The sequence below is a fragment of the Enterobacter vonholyi genome (genome assembly GCF_008364555.1).
Taxonomy (GTDB): Bacteria; Pseudomonadota; Gammaproteobacteria; order Enterobacterales; family Enterobacteriaceae; genus Enterobacter; species Enterobacter vonholyi.
Map to the genome: position 1 here is coordinate 650,035 of NZ_VTUC01000006.1, position 16,721 is coordinate 666,755.

15 protein-coding genes are annotated in these 16,721 nt (G+C 52.9%); 8 read left to right on the top strand and 7 right to left on the bottom strand.

The window, feature by feature from the left end; genetic code table 11:
• Positions 1–136 precede the first annotated feature (136 nt).
• Positions 137–1,072 (top strand): tRNA 2-thiocytidine(32) synthetase TtcA, encoded by a 936-nt coding sequence (ttcA, locus tag F0319_RS11765; protein WP_149367003.1) that lies wholly within the window; start codon positions 137–139, stop codon positions 1,070–1,072.
• A gap of 42 nt (positions 1,073–1,114) precedes the next feature.
• Here the strand turns inward: ttcA and dbpA are convergent, their stop codons facing one another.
• From dbpA to F0319_RS11785, 4 genes are all read right to left on the bottom strand, one after another.
• Positions 1,115–2,488 (bottom strand): ATP-dependent RNA helicase DbpA, encoded by a 1,374-nt coding sequence (dbpA, locus tag F0319_RS11770; protein WP_149367004.1) that lies wholly within the window; start codon positions 2,486–2,488, stop codon positions 1,115–1,117.
• A 27-nt stretch (positions 2,489–2,515) separates the two neighbouring features.
• Positions 2,516–2,698, bottom strand: a complete 183-nt coding sequence (gene ynaL, locus F0319_RS22355; protein ID WP_115875320.1) for a proline-rich small protein YnaL — start codon at positions 2,696–2,698, stop codon at positions 2,516–2,518.
• A 273-nt stretch (positions 2,699–2,971) separates the two neighbouring features.
• Positions 2,972–3,955 carry a zinc transporter ZntB gene (zntB, locus tag F0319_RS11780; RefSeq protein WP_111965070.1) on the bottom strand — a complete coding sequence of 328 codons (984 nt, stop codon included), beginning with the start codon at positions 3,953–3,955 and terminating at the stop codon, positions 2,972–2,974.
• Positions 3,956–4,109: 154 nt separating this feature from the next.
• Complete coding sequence (locus tag F0319_RS11785; protein ID WP_111965071.1) at positions 4,110–5,252, bottom strand: methyl-accepting chemotaxis protein; 1,143 nt, start codon at positions 5,250–5,252, stop codon at positions 4,110–4,112.
• Between the two features lie 457 nt (positions 5,253–5,709).
• Between F0319_RS11785 and F0319_RS11790 the strand changes: the two genes are divergently transcribed.
• The 4 genes from F0319_RS11790 to F0319_RS11805 all read left to right on the top strand — a co-directional run bounded on the left by F0319_RS11790 (position 5,710) and on the right by F0319_RS11805 (position 10,161).
• Positions 5,710–7,839, top strand: a complete 2,130-nt coding sequence (locus tag F0319_RS11790) for a putative bifunctional diguanylate cyclase/phosphodiesterase (RefSeq protein ID WP_149367005.1) — start codon at positions 5,710–5,712, stop codon at positions 7,837–7,839.
• Positions 7,840–7,932: 93 nt separating this feature from the next.
• On the top strand, positions 7,933–9,165 hold the full coding sequence (locus F0319_RS11795) for a sensor domain-containing diguanylate cyclase (RefSeq protein ID WP_149367130.1): 1,233 nt from the start codon (positions 7,933–7,935) through the stop codon (positions 9,163–9,165).
• 74 nt (positions 9,166–9,239) lie between these two features.
• A complete protein-coding gene (locus F0319_RS11800) occupies positions 9,240–9,380 on the top strand; it encodes an Ecr family regulatory small membrane protein (RefSeq protein WP_143345725.1) in 141 nt (46 codons plus the stop codon).
• Between the two features lie 217 nt (positions 9,381–9,597).
• A complete protein-coding gene (locus F0319_RS11805; RefSeq protein ID WP_149367131.1) occupies positions 9,598–10,161 on the top strand; it encodes a DJ-1/PfpI family protein in 564 nt (187 codons plus the stop codon).
• 98 nt (positions 10,162–10,259) lie between these two features.
• Here the strand turns inward: F0319_RS11805 and F0319_RS11810 are convergent, their stop codons facing one another.
• Both F0319_RS11810 and F0319_RS11815 read right to left on the bottom strand, forming a co-directional pair.
• Entirely contained in the window at positions 10,260–11,015 is a 756-nt protein-coding gene (locus tag F0319_RS11810) for a hypothetical protein (RefSeq protein ID WP_149367006.1), read from the bottom strand.
• A 120-nt stretch (positions 11,016–11,135) separates the two neighbouring features.
• The gene (locus F0319_RS11815) at positions 11,136–12,752 is read right to left on the bottom strand and encodes a peptide ABC transporter substrate-binding protein (protein ID WP_149367007.1); all 1,617 of its coding nucleotides are present in this window, start codon (positions 12,750–12,752) and stop codon (positions 11,136–11,138) included.
• A 185-nt stretch (positions 12,753–12,937) separates the two neighbouring features.
• On the opposite strand from F0319_RS11815, the gene mpaA reads away from it, so the two are divergent.
• Entirely contained in the window at positions 12,938–13,651 is a 714-nt protein-coding gene (gene mpaA, locus F0319_RS11820) for a murein tripeptide amidase MpaA (RefSeq protein WP_111965078.1), read from the top strand.
• Here mpaA and ycjG read toward each other — a convergent pair.
• Complete coding sequence (gene ycjG, locus F0319_RS11825; RefSeq protein ID WP_149367008.1) at positions 13,642–14,607, bottom strand: L-Ala-D/L-Glu epimerase; 966 nt, start codon at positions 14,605–14,607, stop codon at positions 13,642–13,644. The genes mpaA and ycjG overlap by 10 nt on opposite strands.
• Before the next feature lie 107 nt (positions 14,608–14,714).
• Here ycjG and tpx point away from each other — a divergent pair, with 107 nt between their 5' ends.
• Entirely contained in the window at positions 14,715–15,221 is a 507-nt protein-coding gene (gene tpx, locus F0319_RS11830) for a thiol peroxidase (RefSeq protein ID WP_023335907.1), read from the top strand.
• A 275-nt stretch (positions 15,222–15,496) separates the two neighbouring features.
• Entirely contained in the window at positions 15,497–16,705 is a 1,209-nt protein-coding gene (locus tag F0319_RS11835) for an aldose 1-epimerase family protein (RefSeq protein ID WP_149367009.1), read from the top strand.
• Positions 16,706–16,721: the final 16 nt, after the last annotated feature.

The window sequence follows — 16,721 nt, forward strand, 5'->3', positions numbered from 1 at the left end:
TCAGAAAGCCTGCTACGCTTTTCGCGTATCGGCTCCGGATTTAATGAGCTGTAAAACGTGCTGGTATTCGTCGCCGGAATCCGTACCATACGCGGCATACAATGTTTGCCCCTGCTGGCTCCGAAGGTAGTACTCAATGCAAGAGAATCAAGAGATTAACAAAAAAGAGCAATACAACCTGAACAAACTGCAAAAGCGACTGCGCCGTAACGTGGGCGAAGCCATTGCAGACTTCAACATGATTGAAGAAGGCGACCGCATCATGGTTTGCCTGTCAGGGGGTAAAGACAGCTATACCATGCTGGAGATCCTGCGTAATCTTCAGCAAAGTGCGCCGGTGAATTTTTCCCTGGTGGCGGTCAACCTTGACCAGAAACAGCCGGGTTTCCCGGAGCACATTCTGCCGGAATACCTCGAAAAGCTGGGCGTCGAGTACAAAATCGTCGAAGAGAATACCTACGGCATTGTGAAAGAGAAAATCCCGGAGGGGAAAACCACCTGCTCACTCTGCTCTCGCCTGCGCCGCGGCATTCTGTATCGTACCGCGACGGAGCTGGGCGCGACCAAAATTGCGCTGGGCCATCACCGCGACGATATCCTGCAAACGCTGTTCCTCAATATGTTCTACGGCGGCAAGATGAAAGGCATGCCGCCTAAACTGATGAGCGATGACGGCAAGCACATTGTGATCCGCCCTCTCGCCTACTGCCGCGAAAAAGACATTGAGCGTTTTTCTCAGGCTAAGGGATTCCCGATCATTCCATGTAACCTGTGCGGCTCTCAGCCGAACCTGCAGCGTCAGGTAATTGGCGACATGCTGCGCGACTGGGATAAGCGTTATCCGGGTCGTATCGAAACCATGTTCAGCGCGATGCAAAACGTCGTCCCTTCCCATCTCGCGGATGTGGAGCTGTTCGACTTTAAAGGCATCAACCACAAGTCAGAAGTTGTGAACGGCGGGGACCTGGCGTTCGATCGGGAAGATATTCCCATGCAGCCAGCGGGCTGGCAGCCGGAAGAAGATGACAATCAGTTTGAAGAGCTGCGTCTGAACGTGCTTGAAGTGAAGTAAACGATTAGCGTCTCAGAAAAACCGTCTGAGACGCTTCATTCTTTATTTCAGCAGACGTACGCGACAGGTTTTACCCTTAATTTTCCCGTTTTGCAGCTGCTTCCATGCCTTATGGGCAACCTTCTGGCGAACCGCTACGTAGACATGCGCCGGATGGACCGCAATCTTACCGATATCCGCCCCGTCCAGCCCCACATCCCCTGTCAGCGCGCCTAATACGTCACCTGGACGCATCTTAGCTTTTTTACCGCCATCAATGCACAGCGTCGCCATTTCAGCCTCCAGCGGCACAAGGCTAACGCCGGCCGGTGCATTCACCCAGTTCAGCTTAATCTGCAGCATCTCAGAAAGAATATTGGCGCGCTGCGCCTCTTCAGGTGCGCAGAAGCTGATGGCCAGGCCGCTGTTTCCCGCGCGCGCGGTACGGCCAATACGGTGCACGTGTACTTCAGGATCCCATGCCAGCTCAAAGTTCACCACCAGTTCAAGCGATTTGATATCCAGACCGCGTGCAGCGACGTCGGTTGCGACAAGAACGCGGGCGCTGCCGTTAGCGAAACGAACCAGCGTCTGATCGCGATCGCGCTGTTCCAGATCGCCATGCAGCGACAATGCGCTCTGACCGGCGGCATTCAGAGCATCACAGACCGCCTGACAGTCTTTTTTGGTATTACAGAACACCACGCAGGATGCAGGCTGATGCTGGCTCAGCAATTTCTGCAGGAGCGGGATTTTACCCTGCTGAGAGGTTTCAAAGAACTGCTGCTCGATGGCGGGCAGCGCATCGACGCTGTCGATTTCAATGGTGAGTGGATTTTTCTGCACGCGACCACTGATGGCGGCGATAGCTTCGGGCCAGGTCGCAGAGAACAGCAGCGTCTGACGATCGGACGGTGCGAAACGGATCACCTCGTCAATCGCATCGCTGAAGCCCATATCCAGCATCCGATCGGCCTCATCCATGACCAGCGTTTGTAACGCATCCAGCGAGACGGTGCCTTTTTGCAGGTGATCCAGCAGGCGTCCGGGCGTGGCGACAATAATGTGCGGCGCATGCTGGAGTGAATCACGCTGGGCGCCGAACGGCTGTCCGCCACAGAGGGTTAAAATCTTGGTGTTGGGCAGGAAACGCGCCAGGCGACGCAGTTCACCCGCGACCTGGTCTGCCAGTTCGCGAGTCGGGCACAGCACCAGAGACTGGGTCTGAAAAAGCGCCGCATCGAAATGCTGCAACAGGCCAAGGCCAAATGCCGCCGTTTTCCCGCTGCCCGTTTTCGCCTGTACGCGCACGTCACGGCCCTCGAGGATGGCGGGCAACGCGGCCGCCTGAACAGGCGTCATCGTGAGGTATCCCAACTCGTTGAGGTTAGCGAGTTGGGCGTCGGGCAGAACATTCAGGGTAGAAAAAGCGGTCACAATTGTCTCTCGTGGTGATCTTAGCGGTCAGATGGCGCGTATCCTCGCAGATCTCGCGGTCCGATGCGACAATTTAATCGGTTCTTCATCGGGCGGCGGGTCGGGCATTGGCTGCGGACGCGGTATGGGATCGGGCATGGGCACCGGATCGGTGGGGATGGGATCGGATTGACGTGAATGTTGCAGTAGCAGAGCGTAAAGGATGCTCATCATTCCCTCCAGAATTGGCTGTCATCCCTTTTAGGGTAGACGCTGAGAATCAGGAGGCAAAAAAAAGCCGACTATGAAGTCGGCGTCGTACGAATCAATTGTGCTATGCAGTAATTCAAAAAAGGAAGTAAGACAATATGGAGCGCAACGCCCATCGCTTGACGTTGCATTCACCTGCGGGAGTAATATTGCACCTTACGGGTTAGATGTTTATTGACTTCGCTCAATTAAAAGAGCGTTTTAATCCCGGAAAAAGAGGAAAAAAGCGTAAATTTACAGCCATTTACTACGATGCAACCACCATGCAACACCCCCAATCAAAACAACTAACATCACGCAAAAGGCCGTAAAGCCGTAGCGATAAGCGCCCCCCGGAATACCGCCCAGGTTGACGCCAAACAACCCGGTCAGAAACGTGCTCGGTAAAAACACCATCGCCATCAGGGACATCGTATAGGTTCTTCTCGCCAGCGATTCCTGCATCACCTGCGCGATTTCGTCCGCCATCACCGCCGTTCTGGCAATACAGGAATCTATTTCATCCAGCCCGCGGCCCAGCCTGTCGGCAATATCCTGCATTCTGCGTCGCTGATCGTCATTCATCCAGGCGAGCCTTTCGCTGGCAAGACGCGCATAAACGTCGCGCTGCGGCGTCATATAGCGGCGCATCACAATCAGCTGCTTACGGAGCAAGGCCAGAAAACCGCGCGGCGGGATCTGCTGATCGAGAAGGTTATCTTCCAGGTCGATGATTTTGTCGTGCAGCTCTTCGATGAACTCACTCGCGTGATCGGTAAGCGCGTCGCACACGTCCACCAGCCAGCTGCCGCAGTCGGTTGGCCCGGTGCCCTCTTTCAGATCGTTGACGATGTCATCCAGCGCCAGAACTTTTCGCTGCCGGGTAGACACAATGAGCCCATCGTCCATGTAGACACGCATCGCAACCAGCTGATCCGGGCGTTCATCCGTGCTGCCGTTAATGCAGCGTAGGGTGATCAGCGTCCCGTCACCCATTCGGCTCACGCGGGGCCGCAGGCTTTCACCCGCCAGCGCATCGCGCACGTTATTAGGCAAGAGCGGAGTCGAGGCCAGCCAGTCAGCGCTGTCCGTGTGGGTGTAGTTCAAATGTAACCAGCAGGGATGCGCGCTATCGATCGCATCATTATCTTCCAGCGGTCGCGCACCGCCACGACCATCCAGCACCCACGCAAAAACTGCGTCAGGAACGTTAAGTTCAGATCCTTTAATGCTTTCCACAGCGCCTCCGCCTTTTTAGCTCTTTCGGTGTCAGTCTAGCCTCCATCAGGGCTTAATCAACAACTATGTTTTCCATCGCGCTGAAATCGCTCAGGAAATGAACATGCTGGCAAGAGGCAAAAAAAAGCCTGGCACGCCAGGCTTTGAGGTTTAATCAGAGAGAGTGTTCTGGCCGGTGGAGGAAGGATGGCGAGCCGCCAGGTAATGAGGAAGAAGTGCTCTGGTCAAGTCTGAAATTGCGCGTTCTGGCCTGCAGCTCAATCACCTGATTACGCAGTACATCAGAAGAGCCATTGAGTTCCTCTGCCATTGACACGTTACTTTGCGTGACCCGCTCCAGCTCAGATAGCGCCAGCGTGATCTGAGAAATACCTTTCTCCTGCTCTGACGTCGACGCGGAAATTTCGTCCATTAAGCGGCTGACATTCCCCGAACCCGTTACGATTTCATGCATATTTTTCTCTGCCTGTGACACAACGCTGGCTCCCTGCGTGACGTTACTGCTGGTGACTTCAATCAGCGTTTTGATATTCTTCGCGGCCTCTGCGCTGCGGTGTGCCAGGTTTCTTACCTCTTCCGCGACCACAGAAAAACCCTTGCCATGATCGCCCGCCCTTGCCGCCTCAACGGCCGCGTTGAGCGCGAGAATATTCGTCTGGAACGCAATGCCGTCAATGAGCGAAATAATCTCCGTCATCTGCTGCGCACATTCGGTAATGGACTGCATATTGCTGGCGACCTGTCCCATCAGCTCACCGCCTTTGCGCGCCTGCAGCGTCGCCACATTTGCCTGCTCGCTCGCCAGACGCGTGTTATCGGCATTGTTTTTGGTGCTCGCGGCCATTTGCTCCATGCTGGCTGCGGTTTGCACTAATGATGCAGACTGCTGCTCGGTTTTCACCGAAAGCTGAGCGCTACGTTGCGAGAGTTGATCCGATAAGGTCATGGCGGTTTGCGATGACGCCCTGATCTCACGTACAAGCGTCGCAATATTACCGGAAAGACTATTGATCCCGGGGATGAGTCGGCCCGCACAGTTATTGCCAAATTCAGGGATAGATACACCAAGGTTGCCTGCTGTCACCTCTTCAATACTTTTCTTCACCGTATTGATCGGCGTCACAAGATACTTCGTCATGTAGACCCAGAGCAAAAATAGTGCAACGAAATTGATGGCATTAAGCAAAATAAAGAGAGAGGGATTGCTGGAAAATAGAACAACGACACCTGCACTTACCAAAAAAAGAGATAAAAGGAACCCGATAATAAAGGTCCTGACACTAATATTTTTTAGCATGATAATACCCACGTTTTATATTTAAGTCGGCACTTAGACTTATAGCATTGGCCCAGAAGTTTTTCATCGCAAACAACGCTTGTTTTTTGTTTCGCCGTTAGCATCCTGAGATTTACCTTAAGTCAGATTAAAAGAACGTATTAGTAAAAATGTTCTACTCAGCATGCTGCAATACTGGTTTCCAGCCATGTTAAGCGATAGTATCGCCCGCGGTGAGACGATACGATCGCACTCATATTTAAGGAGCTTTGCTACTGTTATTCGTTCTTGTTTAGCAATGCTTAATACATTAACAAAAAGAATATATTTTATATTCTTGATGAGTTTTAGAGTATTAATATGACTGGTCATTATTCACGATAAATAACTAATATGGTTTGAATGCGCATGTTCGTTGCCCGATAAAGATGTACCCGGCAGGCGAAATCGGTAACCCTCTCAGGCGTGGGATTGCATAATGCTCAATATATCGTGGGACCCTGTGTTAATCGCTATCTCTTATCTGGTGGCGTTTATTGCCTCATTTGTGGCGCTGGACAGCGCCGGAAAAATCCCTCTCTCCAGCCGAAAGGCTGCACTCTTCTGGCGGATTGCCGGTGGGGTCACGCTGGGTATTGGCATCTGGTCGATGCACTTTATCGGCATGCTGTCGATGCAAATGCCCATGATGATGAGCTACGACCTCTGGTTAACCCTTGCGTCACTGGGCGTCGCGGTGGTTGCGTCGACAACGGCGCTTAATATTGCCGTCACGGGTAAAAAACTTTCCCCTTTTCGACTGATCTTTGCCACGACGCTTCTGAGCGCTGGCGTGGTGTCTATGCACTATATCGGTATGGCGGCCCTGATGCTGGATGGCGGCATCATCTGGGATCGCCGGATTGTGGGGTTATCCGTGGTCATTGCCGTTGTTGCCTCAGGCACGGCGCTGTGGCTGGCTTTCCGACTGCGCGATAAACATAAAGGCGTCTTTATCGATCGCATTATCGCGGCCTTCGTTATGGCTGCCGCGATTTGTGCGATGCATTATACCGGCATGAGCGCCGCGCAATTTCAGGAAATGGCGCATGCCGTCCCCGGAGGGATCGGCGAGCTGGGTTTATCCATCTGGGTTTCAGTCACCACGCTCTGCCTGCTCGGCGTGATGTTAATCATTTCACTTATCGATTCTCACCGGCGCACCAGCCGGCTGACGGATAATCTGCAGCAGCTCAACCGTCAGCTAGAGCTGCAGGCGCGTTTTGATGCGCTCACCGGGCTCGCAAACCGCCACCAGATGGATCTCCGCATGCAGGACTGTCTGCGCAGCGCGCTGCTGAGCAAGAAGCCATTTGCGGTTATTTTCCTGAACGTCGATCACTTCAAACGCGTTAACGATACGTGGGGTCACAGCGTCGGTGATGAGCTATTGATCGCTGTCGCGCAGCGCATCACGGCAAGGCTCACGCGTGAGATGACCCTGGCAAGACTGGGAGGAGACGCCTTTATCCTGCTGGTGCCTGAATGTGATGACGACAAGCTCAGCGCCCTGGTCACCGCGCTGCTTGAAGATGTACGACGCCCTCTGTCGATATGCGGACATACGTTAAGCACGACCATCAGCGCGGGCGTCAGCCTCTATCCTCAGGATGGCGAAACGCTGCATGAGCTGAAACTCAAGGCGGATGCAGCTTTACACCGCGTCAAGGAAGATGGCCGTAACGGCTGGGCGATTTACCGGGCCGAGATGTCAACAGCGATCCCGGCGAAACCCGGCTTTCTGCAGGAACTCTCGCAGGCGCTTGAACGGGATCAGTTTGAACTCTGGTATCAGCCAACCTGGCATGCGGGAGAGAAAACGATTCATGGTTTTGAAGCCCTTCTTCGCTGGCGGCATCCAGAGCAAGGCGTTGTATTGCCCAATCTGTTTATCCCCTCGCTGGAACAAACAGGTTTAATTATTCCGGTAGGTAACTGGGCCATTGAAGCGGCATGCCGACAGCTTCATTTCTGGACTGAACAAGGGTTCAGCCAGTGGACGTTGTCGCTCAACCTATCCCCCGTTCAGTTCGAACAGCCGGACATTTTCCAGATCATCTCGTCAATGCTGGAAAAATATAACCTGCCTCCGTCCCGTCTGATCCTGGAGGTAACGGAAAGCACCGCGCTTAAAAATCTCGACCGCAGCATTGAGTTGCTTAACGCGTTTAATCATGCGGGGATCGTCGTCTCGATTGATGATTTTGGTACGGGCTATTCCAACCTGCTGATGCTTAGCGTGCTGCCGGCTAAAGAACTCAAGATCGACAGAAGCTTTGTGACCTCAATGCTTGAAAATGAAAAAAGCTACAAGCTGGTTGAAACCATCATCAGTATCGCCCGGACCATGGAGATGAATGTGGTGGCAGAAGGGATCGAAACGGAAGAACAGCAGGCGGTCCTCACCCGTCTCGGCTGCGATTACCTGCAGGGGTATCTTTTCTCCCGGCCCTTACCTGCCGAACAGGTACCGTGGCTACTGCTGCAGATAAACTCAGACAAACAGATTATCCCCATTAATAAAATTCAAACGGACCCCGCATTTATTTCACAAAAAAATCATGCCTGACGGGGTTAAGTGGAGTATGTTTCAAAGGAGTACACGCGAGTCAATTCTGGCATGATTTGTCAGGCACATGTTGTCGATGAACAGGAAACGCCTATGTCGCAACCTTGTTTTGATGCGTTGAATGTAATTAAAACACCCGTGTGGCTCGTTTCACCCGTGTCGGAAAAGATCATTTTTGCGAATGTGGCCGCAAGGCAGCTCATGGGGGATAAAACACTCGAGGACCTGCGCAAAGGGATCTATTCTGCCAGGGCGCAAACCCTCCTGACGATGTATGTACCTGAACTGAAAACAGAGCAGGAGATCGTCGAAATCTGGACGGCTAACCGGGATGGAAAGGATACGCCGTTAAGCTGTCGGCTCTCGCTCGCCCACTACGCTCCCTGGGGAGATGTGATTGTTTTCGAAGGCATCTCCCAACAAATGCTCTCAGGATTGAAGGCAAGCCGTTCTGCCACCTATCGACGGAAAAAACAGGGTTTCTATGCGCGCTTTTTTCTGACCAACAGCGCCCCGATGCTGTTAATCGATCCGGCCCGCGACGGGCAAATCGTCGATGCAAATCTGGCCGCACTCAATTTTTATGGTTACTCACATGATGACATGTGCAGTAAGCATACCTGGGAAATCAATACGCTGGGGCGAGATGTGATGCCCATTATGACTGCGATTGCCGCGCTGCCCGGTGGTCATAAGCCGCTCAATTTTATTCACCGCCTTGCCGATGGAACCACCCGCCACGTTCAGACGTATGCCGGGCCCATTGAGATTTACGGCGACAAGCTGATGCTGTGCATCATCCACGATATCACCGAGCAAAAAAGGCTAGAGCAGGAGCTTGAACATGCCGCGTTACGTGACTCCATGACGGGACTACTCAACCGGCGCCAGTTCTACGCAATTACCGATCAAAGCAACCTGAATAAACTTCCTGCGCAGCAGCAATTTAGCCTGCTGCTGGTGGATACCGACCATTTCAAAAACATTAATGACCTGTTCGGTCATCTGAAAGGCGATGAGGTGCTTATCGCCCTTTCCCGAACGCTGGAAGCCTGTAGTCGGGAGGGCGACATGGTGTTCCGCTGGGGTGGCGAAGAGTTCGTTATCCTGCTGCCGCGTACCTCTCTCGATACCGCCCTGCAGATTGCCGAGTTAATCCGTGCAGCCGTTGCACACATCACGATTCCGGGCTTGCCGCGGTTTACCGTCAGCATTGGGGTGGCGCGGCACAATCAGGGGGAGAGTATTGACGAGCTGTTTAAGCGTGTGGACGATGCCCTGTATCGCGCTAAAAATGATGGACGCAATAAAGTCCTTGCTGCATGAAACTGGAGTATCCGGAAAAGCCCCGCTACAATGCCCACCTCGAATCAATTAGCTTCAGGTGGGTAAAAGCAGCAATGGGAAAAACTGAAATAATACTCACCTTTATTATTTTGCTCCTTATTATATTTGGCTTCTGGTTTATTTTTAGCGGTGAGATCTGGTATCTCGTAGAATTCCTTGAAAATAGCCTTTACCCGACCTTCGACGCACTGTAACGCACGTTTAATCGCTTGTTTCACCTACCGAATATGTCAGGTATCAGCTTGTCTTACTGCCGCGTAAAATATACGGCGTTATCCTCCAACAACGTTGATAACGAATCATTTATTCATTTGCTTATGTTGCCCGTGCTCTGACGGGCTTTTTTATTTCCGGCAATTCAGCCATGCCAGGCTATATCTTAATCATCTTTATTGAAAAAGGTGAGGAATGATGAGCAAGAAGATCCTGATGCTGGTTGGCGATTACGCCGAAGATTACGAAACCATGGTGCCTTTTCAGGCTTTGCAGATGATTGGCCATCAGGTTGATGCGGTCTGCCCCGACAAACCGAAAGGCGACTACATCATGACGGCAATCCATGATTTTGACGGTGCCCAGACCTACAGCGAAAAACCCGGTCACCGCTTTACCCTCAACGCCGATTTTTCAACCGTAAAGGAGCTGGATTACGACGCGCTGCTCATCCCCGGCGGGAGAGCCCCCGAGTATCTGCGGCTAAATGAGGACGTGTTAAAGCTGGTACAGGCATTTGACGCCGCGCGTAAGCCGATTGCTGCGGTGTGCCACGGCCCGCAGCTGCTTGCTGCCGCGGGCATTCTGAAAGGACGAACCTGTAGCGCCTACCCGGCCTGCGCACCTGAGGTACGTCTCGCGGGTGGACACTACGCCACTATCGGCATCGATCAGGCCCATGTAGACGGCAACCTGGTGACGGCTCCCGCCTGGCCTGCGCATCCGCAGTGGCTGGCGAAGTTTAGTAAGTTGTTAGAATAGCCCACCTCTGCTCCCGCCAGCTCCGCATGGGCGGGAGCGATATCTCAGACAAAGCCAAAAAAATAGTATGTATGGAGCACTGGTTAGCAGGGAATTATTTACTCATTCTGGCGACGCCATTGCGCTTCTCTCTCTCGCTCCTTTCTTCGAGCTTCTTCTTTTTTACGATACAGCGGTGGATAATAAATATTTCCCCAGTCCCATTTGCCGAACCAGATATTCATCAGGGCGCTAAATATAATGATAAGGACGATATAAAATATAACAAAACCCTCATCACCACCCAGATTAAGAAGATCGCTGGCTAAGGAATGCTGAGCGTGACTGAACCAGTGCGGATGGTAATCAAGTATCATGAAAAACAGGATACCAAAAAGTAAATCGCCAACTTTGAATCTTTCAGTGAATTTACTGCGCCAGGCTGAATCATGTTTTTCATAGTAATTAAGTAAAAACTGATTATTCTCTTCCAGTGCTAAATCAAGGACTTCTCTTGAGGGTACCTTACCCGGGTATCTCTCGTAATCGCTCTGCGGGCGAAGAATATCCGGAAAGATGCTGCTATATATGATCTCATTCAGCACTTGCCTGAAGATACTGGCGACAAAGGGCATGAGGGTTGTGGCTATCAGCCCCAGAGCCGCCAGCGCGACGCAGAAGAAACCAAGGTGTTCGGTCCAGCTATTGACCTGTACGGGCCAGGTCAAAACTCCCTGTCCGCTGTAAGCCAGCAGCGCCAGATCGGCGAAAAGGACAATATAAATAAAGCGTATAATCCACTGCCATTCCCAGATTTTATCCATAATGCCTAAGCCTGCCGGAAAAGAGGGTTTATCTTTCTTTTCTTCCGTCATAATTTATCCCTGCGATTATATGTAAAACAGACATCTTTTCTGGAATAAAGAAACTGGCGCTAAATGCGCCAGTTCTTAATGTACTCTCATTAACGACAGTTACCGCATAATCCGGGCTCGTCAGTGCTTCTCAATATACATGGTCCGGCTATACGCCACGTCTTCCGGGTTATTAATAGGGTAACCTTTCACCCAGGGCTTAATCAGGCGACCGTTGGTGTACTGATAAATTGGCGCGATAGGTGCTTTCTCCATGAGGATTTTCTCCGCCATGTTGTAGTCCGTATTACGCGCTTTCGCCGTGGTTTCCAGCGTCGCCTGGTGGATAATTTTATCGTAGGCCGGATCGTTATAACGCGAGATATTGCCGCTGTGGGTTGAGGTCAGCAGGGACAGGAAGGTCGAAGGCTCGTTGTAATCCCCCACCCATGACGCGCGGATCACATCAAAATTGCCGGTGTTGCGGCTGTCGATATAGGTTTTCCACTCCTGGTTTTGCAGTTTGACATCCACACCGAGATTTTTCTTCCACATGGACGCCACCGCAATGGCGATCTTCTGGTGGTTTTCCGACGTGTTGTACAGCAGGTTCAGCTTCAGCGGACGCTGAGGACCGTAGCCTGCGGCCTGGAGCAAGGTTTTCGCCTGAGCGTTCAGCTCCTGCTGCGACATCTGCTCGAACGGTGAAGGGTCAGGGGTGAAACCCGCCGTCACGTCAGGGGTGAAATGCCAGGCCGGCTTCTCGCCGGTACCTAACACCTTCTCTGCCATAATGCGGCGATCGATAGTCATGCTCAGCGCAAGACGCACCCTGGCATCGGCAGTCGGCCCCTTTTGTGTGTTAAACGCGTAGTAATAGGTCCCAAGCTGGGGCGGCGTATACACCTGTCCCGGAATGTCCTTCAGGAGTTTCTGATACATGTTTTTCGGGAACGATTCGGTGATATCAATATCCCCCGCCAGATAGCGCTTAGTGGCGGACGATTCCTGATTAATCGGAATGAAGGTCACTTTTTGCAGGACGGTGTTCGCATTGTCCCAGTAGTGCGTATTCGGAACGACAACCAGTTTTTCATTCACCACGCGGTCGTTCAGGACGTAGGCGCCGTTACCTACCAGTGCGCCGGGACGCGTCCACTCCTTACCGCTTTCAACGTTCGCTTTTTGCACCGGATAGAAGGCGAAGTTCGCCGTCAGGTTGCTAAACCACGGGAGCGGTTTGTCCAGCTGGACGCGTACGGTTCTGGCATCCACCGCCGTCACGCCCAGGGTATCTGGCGCCGCTTTGCCATCAATAATGGCCTGCGCGTTGTTGATGCCTGCCAGCGCCGCAAACCAGGCAAACGGAGACGTGGTTTTCGGGTCAACCAGGCGCTGCCAGCTGTAGACAAAATCCTGAGCGGTGACGGGCGTACCGTCAGACCATTTCGCGTTATCGCGCAGGGTAAACGTCCAGATACGGTTATCATTGCTCTGCCAGCGCGTCGCTACCCCAGGGGTCAGTTCCCCTTTCTCGTTCTGATTCACCAGCCCTTCGAAAAGATCGCGAATTACCTGAATCTCGGGTAATCCCACCGCTTTTGCCGGATCGAGCGAAGCGGGTTCGTCTTTAATATGCCTGACCAGCTCCTGTTTTTGCGCCAGTACCGTGCCCTGTGGCACATCAGCAGCGTACGAGAGTGTAGAGAGTCCGCACAGGTACAGTGCAGCACAGAGACGCGAAACAGGATGCTTCATAAGATCCCCTTTAGTGAATTCAGGTAACAAGCAGATGCGTAATTATTTGTTTCGAAACAGAGAAATGCAAATACCTTCGTCCGGAATAGTGATTTGAGGCAATTCTCAGCCGTCACGGAAACTATTTGATTAACAGCGGGTTTTGCACAACACTGCCTGTAGAGACTTCTTTATCAGGATTTCGTATGGCAACCACCCGACCGCGAGCGGAGCGCGGCGCCTTTCCGCCGGGCGCCGAGCAATATGGCCGCTCATTTTTAGGCGCATCGCTGATCTGGTTCCCGGCGCCCGATGCCGATCGCAACAGCGGTTTGATCATTGCCGGCACGCACGGAGACGAGAACTCTTCCATCGTCACGCTTTCCTGCGCGCTGAGGACGCTGACGCCTTCGTTGCGACGTCACCATGTGATTCTTGCCGTCAATCCGGACGGCTGCCAGCTGGGATTGCGGGCGAATGCGAGAGGAATCGACCTGAACCGTAATTTCCCGGCGGCAAACTGGCGCGCAGGGGAAACGGTATATCGCTGGAACAGCTCCGCCGAGGAGCGGGACGTGGTGCTGCTAACAGGAGATAAGCCCGGATCGGAGCCGGAAACGCAGGCGCTGTGCCAGCTTATCCATAAAATCCACCCAGCATGGGTTGTCTCCTTCCACGATCCGCTGGCCTGTATTGAAGATCCGCGCCACTCCGAACTGGGCGAGTGGCTGGCGCAGGCTTTCGCCCTGCCGCTCGTCACCAGCGTGGGCTATGAAACCCCAGGTTCCTTTGGTAGCTGGTGCGCCGATTTGAGCCTGCCCTGCATCACCGCTGAATTCCCGCCGATTTCCTCCGACGAAGCCAGCGAAAAATACTTAAAAGCGATGGTGGAGCTTCTGCGCTGGCAGCCTCAGAGATGAAGCACGCCGCTGGTAAAATGAAGCGCCGGTGAAACGTCAACAGCCAGCCACGTCGGACCATCGAGATCGGCGAAACGGACCTGATTGACCAGCGGAAGCACCGCGCCGATCGCCCGGGAGGTGCAAAGCATGCACCCCAGCATCAGGGCAAACCCCTGCGCCCGGGCTTCCGCCGCCAGAGCCAGGGCTTCTGTCAGTCCGCCTGCCTTGTCGAGCTTGATATTGACCATGTCATAGCGGCCCTTAAGCTCGCTCAAATTTTCGCGGGTATGGCAGCTTTCATCCGCGCAGACGGGCAACGGATGGATAAAATTCTTCAGCGCCGCATCATCTTTTGCTGGCAGAGGCTGCTCCAGCATCGCCACGCCCAGATCGGCCAACAGCTGGCATCGCGCTGCCAGCCCTTCAGGATGCCACGACTCGTTGGCGTCAACAATCAGCGTGGCTGAGGGCACCGCAGAGCGAATGGCGACCATCCGCTCGCTGATCAGACGATCGTCGAGCTTCACTTTCAAGAGCGTGGCCCCGGCGTCATAGAGCGCTTTCGCACTGGCGGCCATCTGCTCCGGCTCACCAATCACGACCGTTTGCGCCGTCACGACGGACTCAGGCAGCACCACACCCAGCAAGGACGTCAGCGATTTTTGCTGCTGAGCGGCTTCAAGGCTCCAGAGCGCACAGTCGATAGCGTTACGCGCCGCCCCGGCGGGCAAACGCTGCTGTAACGACTCACGCGTGAGACCTTTTTGCAGGTCAGGCACAAGGGTCATGATCTGCGCCATCACCGACGCAAGACTTTCTCCGTAGCGCGGGTAAGGCGTACATTCCCCGACGCCTTTAAACCCCTCTTCTTCGATTTCAACCACGACCACGCTGGCTTCACTTCGGCTGCCGCGGGAGATCACAAACGGGGTATGCAATGGCCAGGCTTCTTCATAGACCTTAACGCTTCTCATCACTGACTCCTTGCGGCCCGGAAAGGCGAAAAATTTGGTTTGCCGTGTTATCCGCTGATGGCATACACTAGCCCCGACGTTAACTATATGTAAACAGGAAGATATCTATGTCACAACTCGTTCATTTCCAGGGCAACCCGGTTGCTGTTGCAGGTTCCATTCCGCAGGCTGGCAGCAAAGCGCAGGCTTTTACTCTGGTGGCTAAAGATCTGTCTGACGTCACACTGGCTCAGTTTGCGGGCAAACGCAAAGTACTGAACATTTTCCCAAGCATTGATACCGGTGTTTGTGCCGCATCCGTGCGTAAATTCAACCAGCTGGCGACTGAAATGGACAACACAGTTGTGCTGTGCATTTCCGCTGACCTGCCGTTTGCCCAGTCCCGTTTCTGCGGTGCCGAAGGCCTGAGCAACGTCATCACCCTCTCCACCCTGCGCAGCGCTGATTTCCTTGAGAAATATGGCGTCAGCATCGCGGAAGGCCCACTTAAAGGTCTGGCAGCACGAGCTGTACTGGTTCTTGATGAAAACGACACTGTTGTCTTCAGCGAACTGGTTAATGAAATCACCACCGAGCCAGATTACACTGCCGCGCTGGACGTGCTAAAAGCATAATAAGTCCTTAGCATTCTATACAACTCATTCTCAACCTCGCCGCGGCGGGGTTTTTTATTACTCTGAAGCTGAATCGTTAAAGCTAATATGCTCGCAAGTCACATTAATCATGCAATAACATGAGCAACATGCAACATGAGCGTGATTAACAACGCATAATAATCGTTAAAACTCCCTATTTTTGGCCGCAGTGAAGCACATCACATTTCCCTTTTTGCCTAAACATTAGATTTGCTTACGAAAGAAAATAATCGTTTCAGCAAAAAGGATTAAATATGAAGATTAAATTCGCTTTTACGCTCCTCGCGGTACTGATTTCTGGCCATGCAGCGGCCAAAACCTGGGTGCTGACAAGCGCTGAAAGCAGCGTAGAAAAAGGAAACTGGAAAATTTCCAGTGATGAGCTGAAAGTTAAGGATAAAACGTTCAGCATTGAACAAAAAGTCTTACACGGCGGTAAACAGGAAGGCAGCAAAGTCATCATAATTAGCAGCAAAGATGGCCTGACCATTACCCTGAGCCCTACCCGTGGCATGAACCTTCTGCACGTGGAAGGGTTTGGCACCCGACTGGGTTGGAATTCTCCTGTTAAAGAGGTCGTGAACCCGGCTTACATCAATCTTGAAAGCCGCAACGGTCTCGGCTGGCTGGATGGTTTCAACGAGATGATGGTGCGCTGTGGCTACGAGTGGACAGGTCATCCGGTCACCGCAGATGGGCAAATTTACACCCTTCACGGCAGGGCCGGAAATACACCGGTATCGCAGGTGGAAGTTGAGGTGGCGGATACCGCTCCGCATGAGATCCGCGTTCGGGGTTTGATCAAAGAGAGCACGTTTAAAAAATCGGATCTGCAAACCATGACCGAGCTGCGCTACGTTCCCGGAACCAACCGGTTCAGCCTGCACGATGTTCTGACAAACCATGCCGATTACCCTCATGATTATCAAATCATCTATCACAGCAACTTCGGCACGCCGATCCTAGAGGAAGGCGCCCGTTTCCTTGCGCCTGCGGCGAGCGTGAGCCCGTTCAATGACTACGCCAAAGCGGGGGTTAACGACTGGCAAACCTATGCCGGGCCGACAAAAGGCTTTGATGAGATGGTCTTTAATATTAAACCGCTGGCAGACAATAACCACGAAACCCTAGCGGCGGTGGTCAATAAAGCCGGAGATAAAGGCGCGTCAATCCAGTTTGATACCCGCCAGCTGCCCGTGCTGACCTTATGGAAGAACACCGACACGCTGAAGCAGGGCTACGTCACGGGCATCGAACCGGGCACTAGTTACGCCTACCCCGTCACGATTGAACGTGAGCAGAAGCGGGTTAAGCAGCTGCAGCCCGGTGCCAGCGCGCAGTTTGATCTGACCTACACCCTGCTCCACAGCCCGCAGCAGGTGAAAGAGGTTGAAAGCAGAATTGCGTCGATTCAGGGCGAGACAAAAACAGAAATCGTTAACACGCCGATGGCGAAGGAATAAACGTAAAGTAAAAAGC

What these genes read in the sequence shown, in the direction of transcription:
- mpaA (WP_111965078.1), top strand. Translation starts at nt 12,938, where the DNA reads ATGGCAACCACCCGACCGCGAGCGGAGCGCGGCGCCTTTCCGCCGGGC.
- F0319_RS11835 (WP_149367009.1), top strand. Translation starts at nt 15,497, where the DNA reads ATGAAGATTAAATTCGCTTTTACGCTCCTCGCGGTACTGATTTCTGGC.
- F0319_RS11805 (WP_149367131.1), top strand. Translation starts at nt 9,598, where the DNA reads ATGAGCAAGAAGATCCTGATGCTGGTTGGCGATTACGCCGAAGATTAC.
- F0319_RS11810 (WP_149367006.1), bottom strand. Translation starts at nt 11,015, where the DNA reads ATGACGGAAGAAAAGAAAGATAAACCCTCTTTTCCGGCAGGCTTAGGC.
- ttcA (WP_149367003.1), top strand. Translation starts at nt 137, where the DNA reads ATGCAAGAGAATCAAGAGATTAACAAAAAAGAGCAATACAACCTGAAC.
- ycjG (WP_149367008.1), bottom strand. Translation starts at nt 14,607, where the DNA reads ATGAGAAGCGTTAAGGTCTATGAAGAAGCCTGGCCATTGCATACCCCG.
- F0319_RS11815 (WP_149367007.1), bottom strand. Translation starts at nt 12,752, where the DNA reads ATGAAGCATCCTGTTTCGCGTCTCTGTGCTGCACTGTACCTGTGCGGA.
- F0319_RS11800 (WP_143345725.1), top strand. Translation starts at nt 9,240, where the DNA reads ATGGGAAAAACTGAAATAATACTCACCTTTATTATTTTGCTCCTTATT.
- F0319_RS11790 (WP_149367005.1), top strand. Translation starts at nt 5,710, where the DNA reads ATGCTCAATATATCGTGGGACCCTGTGTTAATCGCTATCTCTTATCTG.
- ynaL (WP_115875320.1), bottom strand. Translation starts at nt 2,698, where the DNA reads ATGAGCATCCTTTACGCTCTGCTACTGCAACATTCACGTCAATCCGAT.
- tpx (WP_023335907.1), top strand. Translation starts at nt 14,715, where the DNA reads ATGTCACAACTCGTTCATTTCCAGGGCAACCCGGTTGCTGTTGCAGGT.
- F0319_RS11795 (WP_149367130.1), top strand. Translation starts at nt 7,933, where the DNA reads ATGTCGCAACCTTGTTTTGATGCGTTGAATGTAATTAAAACACCCGTG.
- F0319_RS11785 (WP_111965071.1), bottom strand. Translation starts at nt 5,252, where the DNA reads ATGCTAAAAAATATTAGTGTCAGGACCTTTATTATCGGGTTCCTTTTA.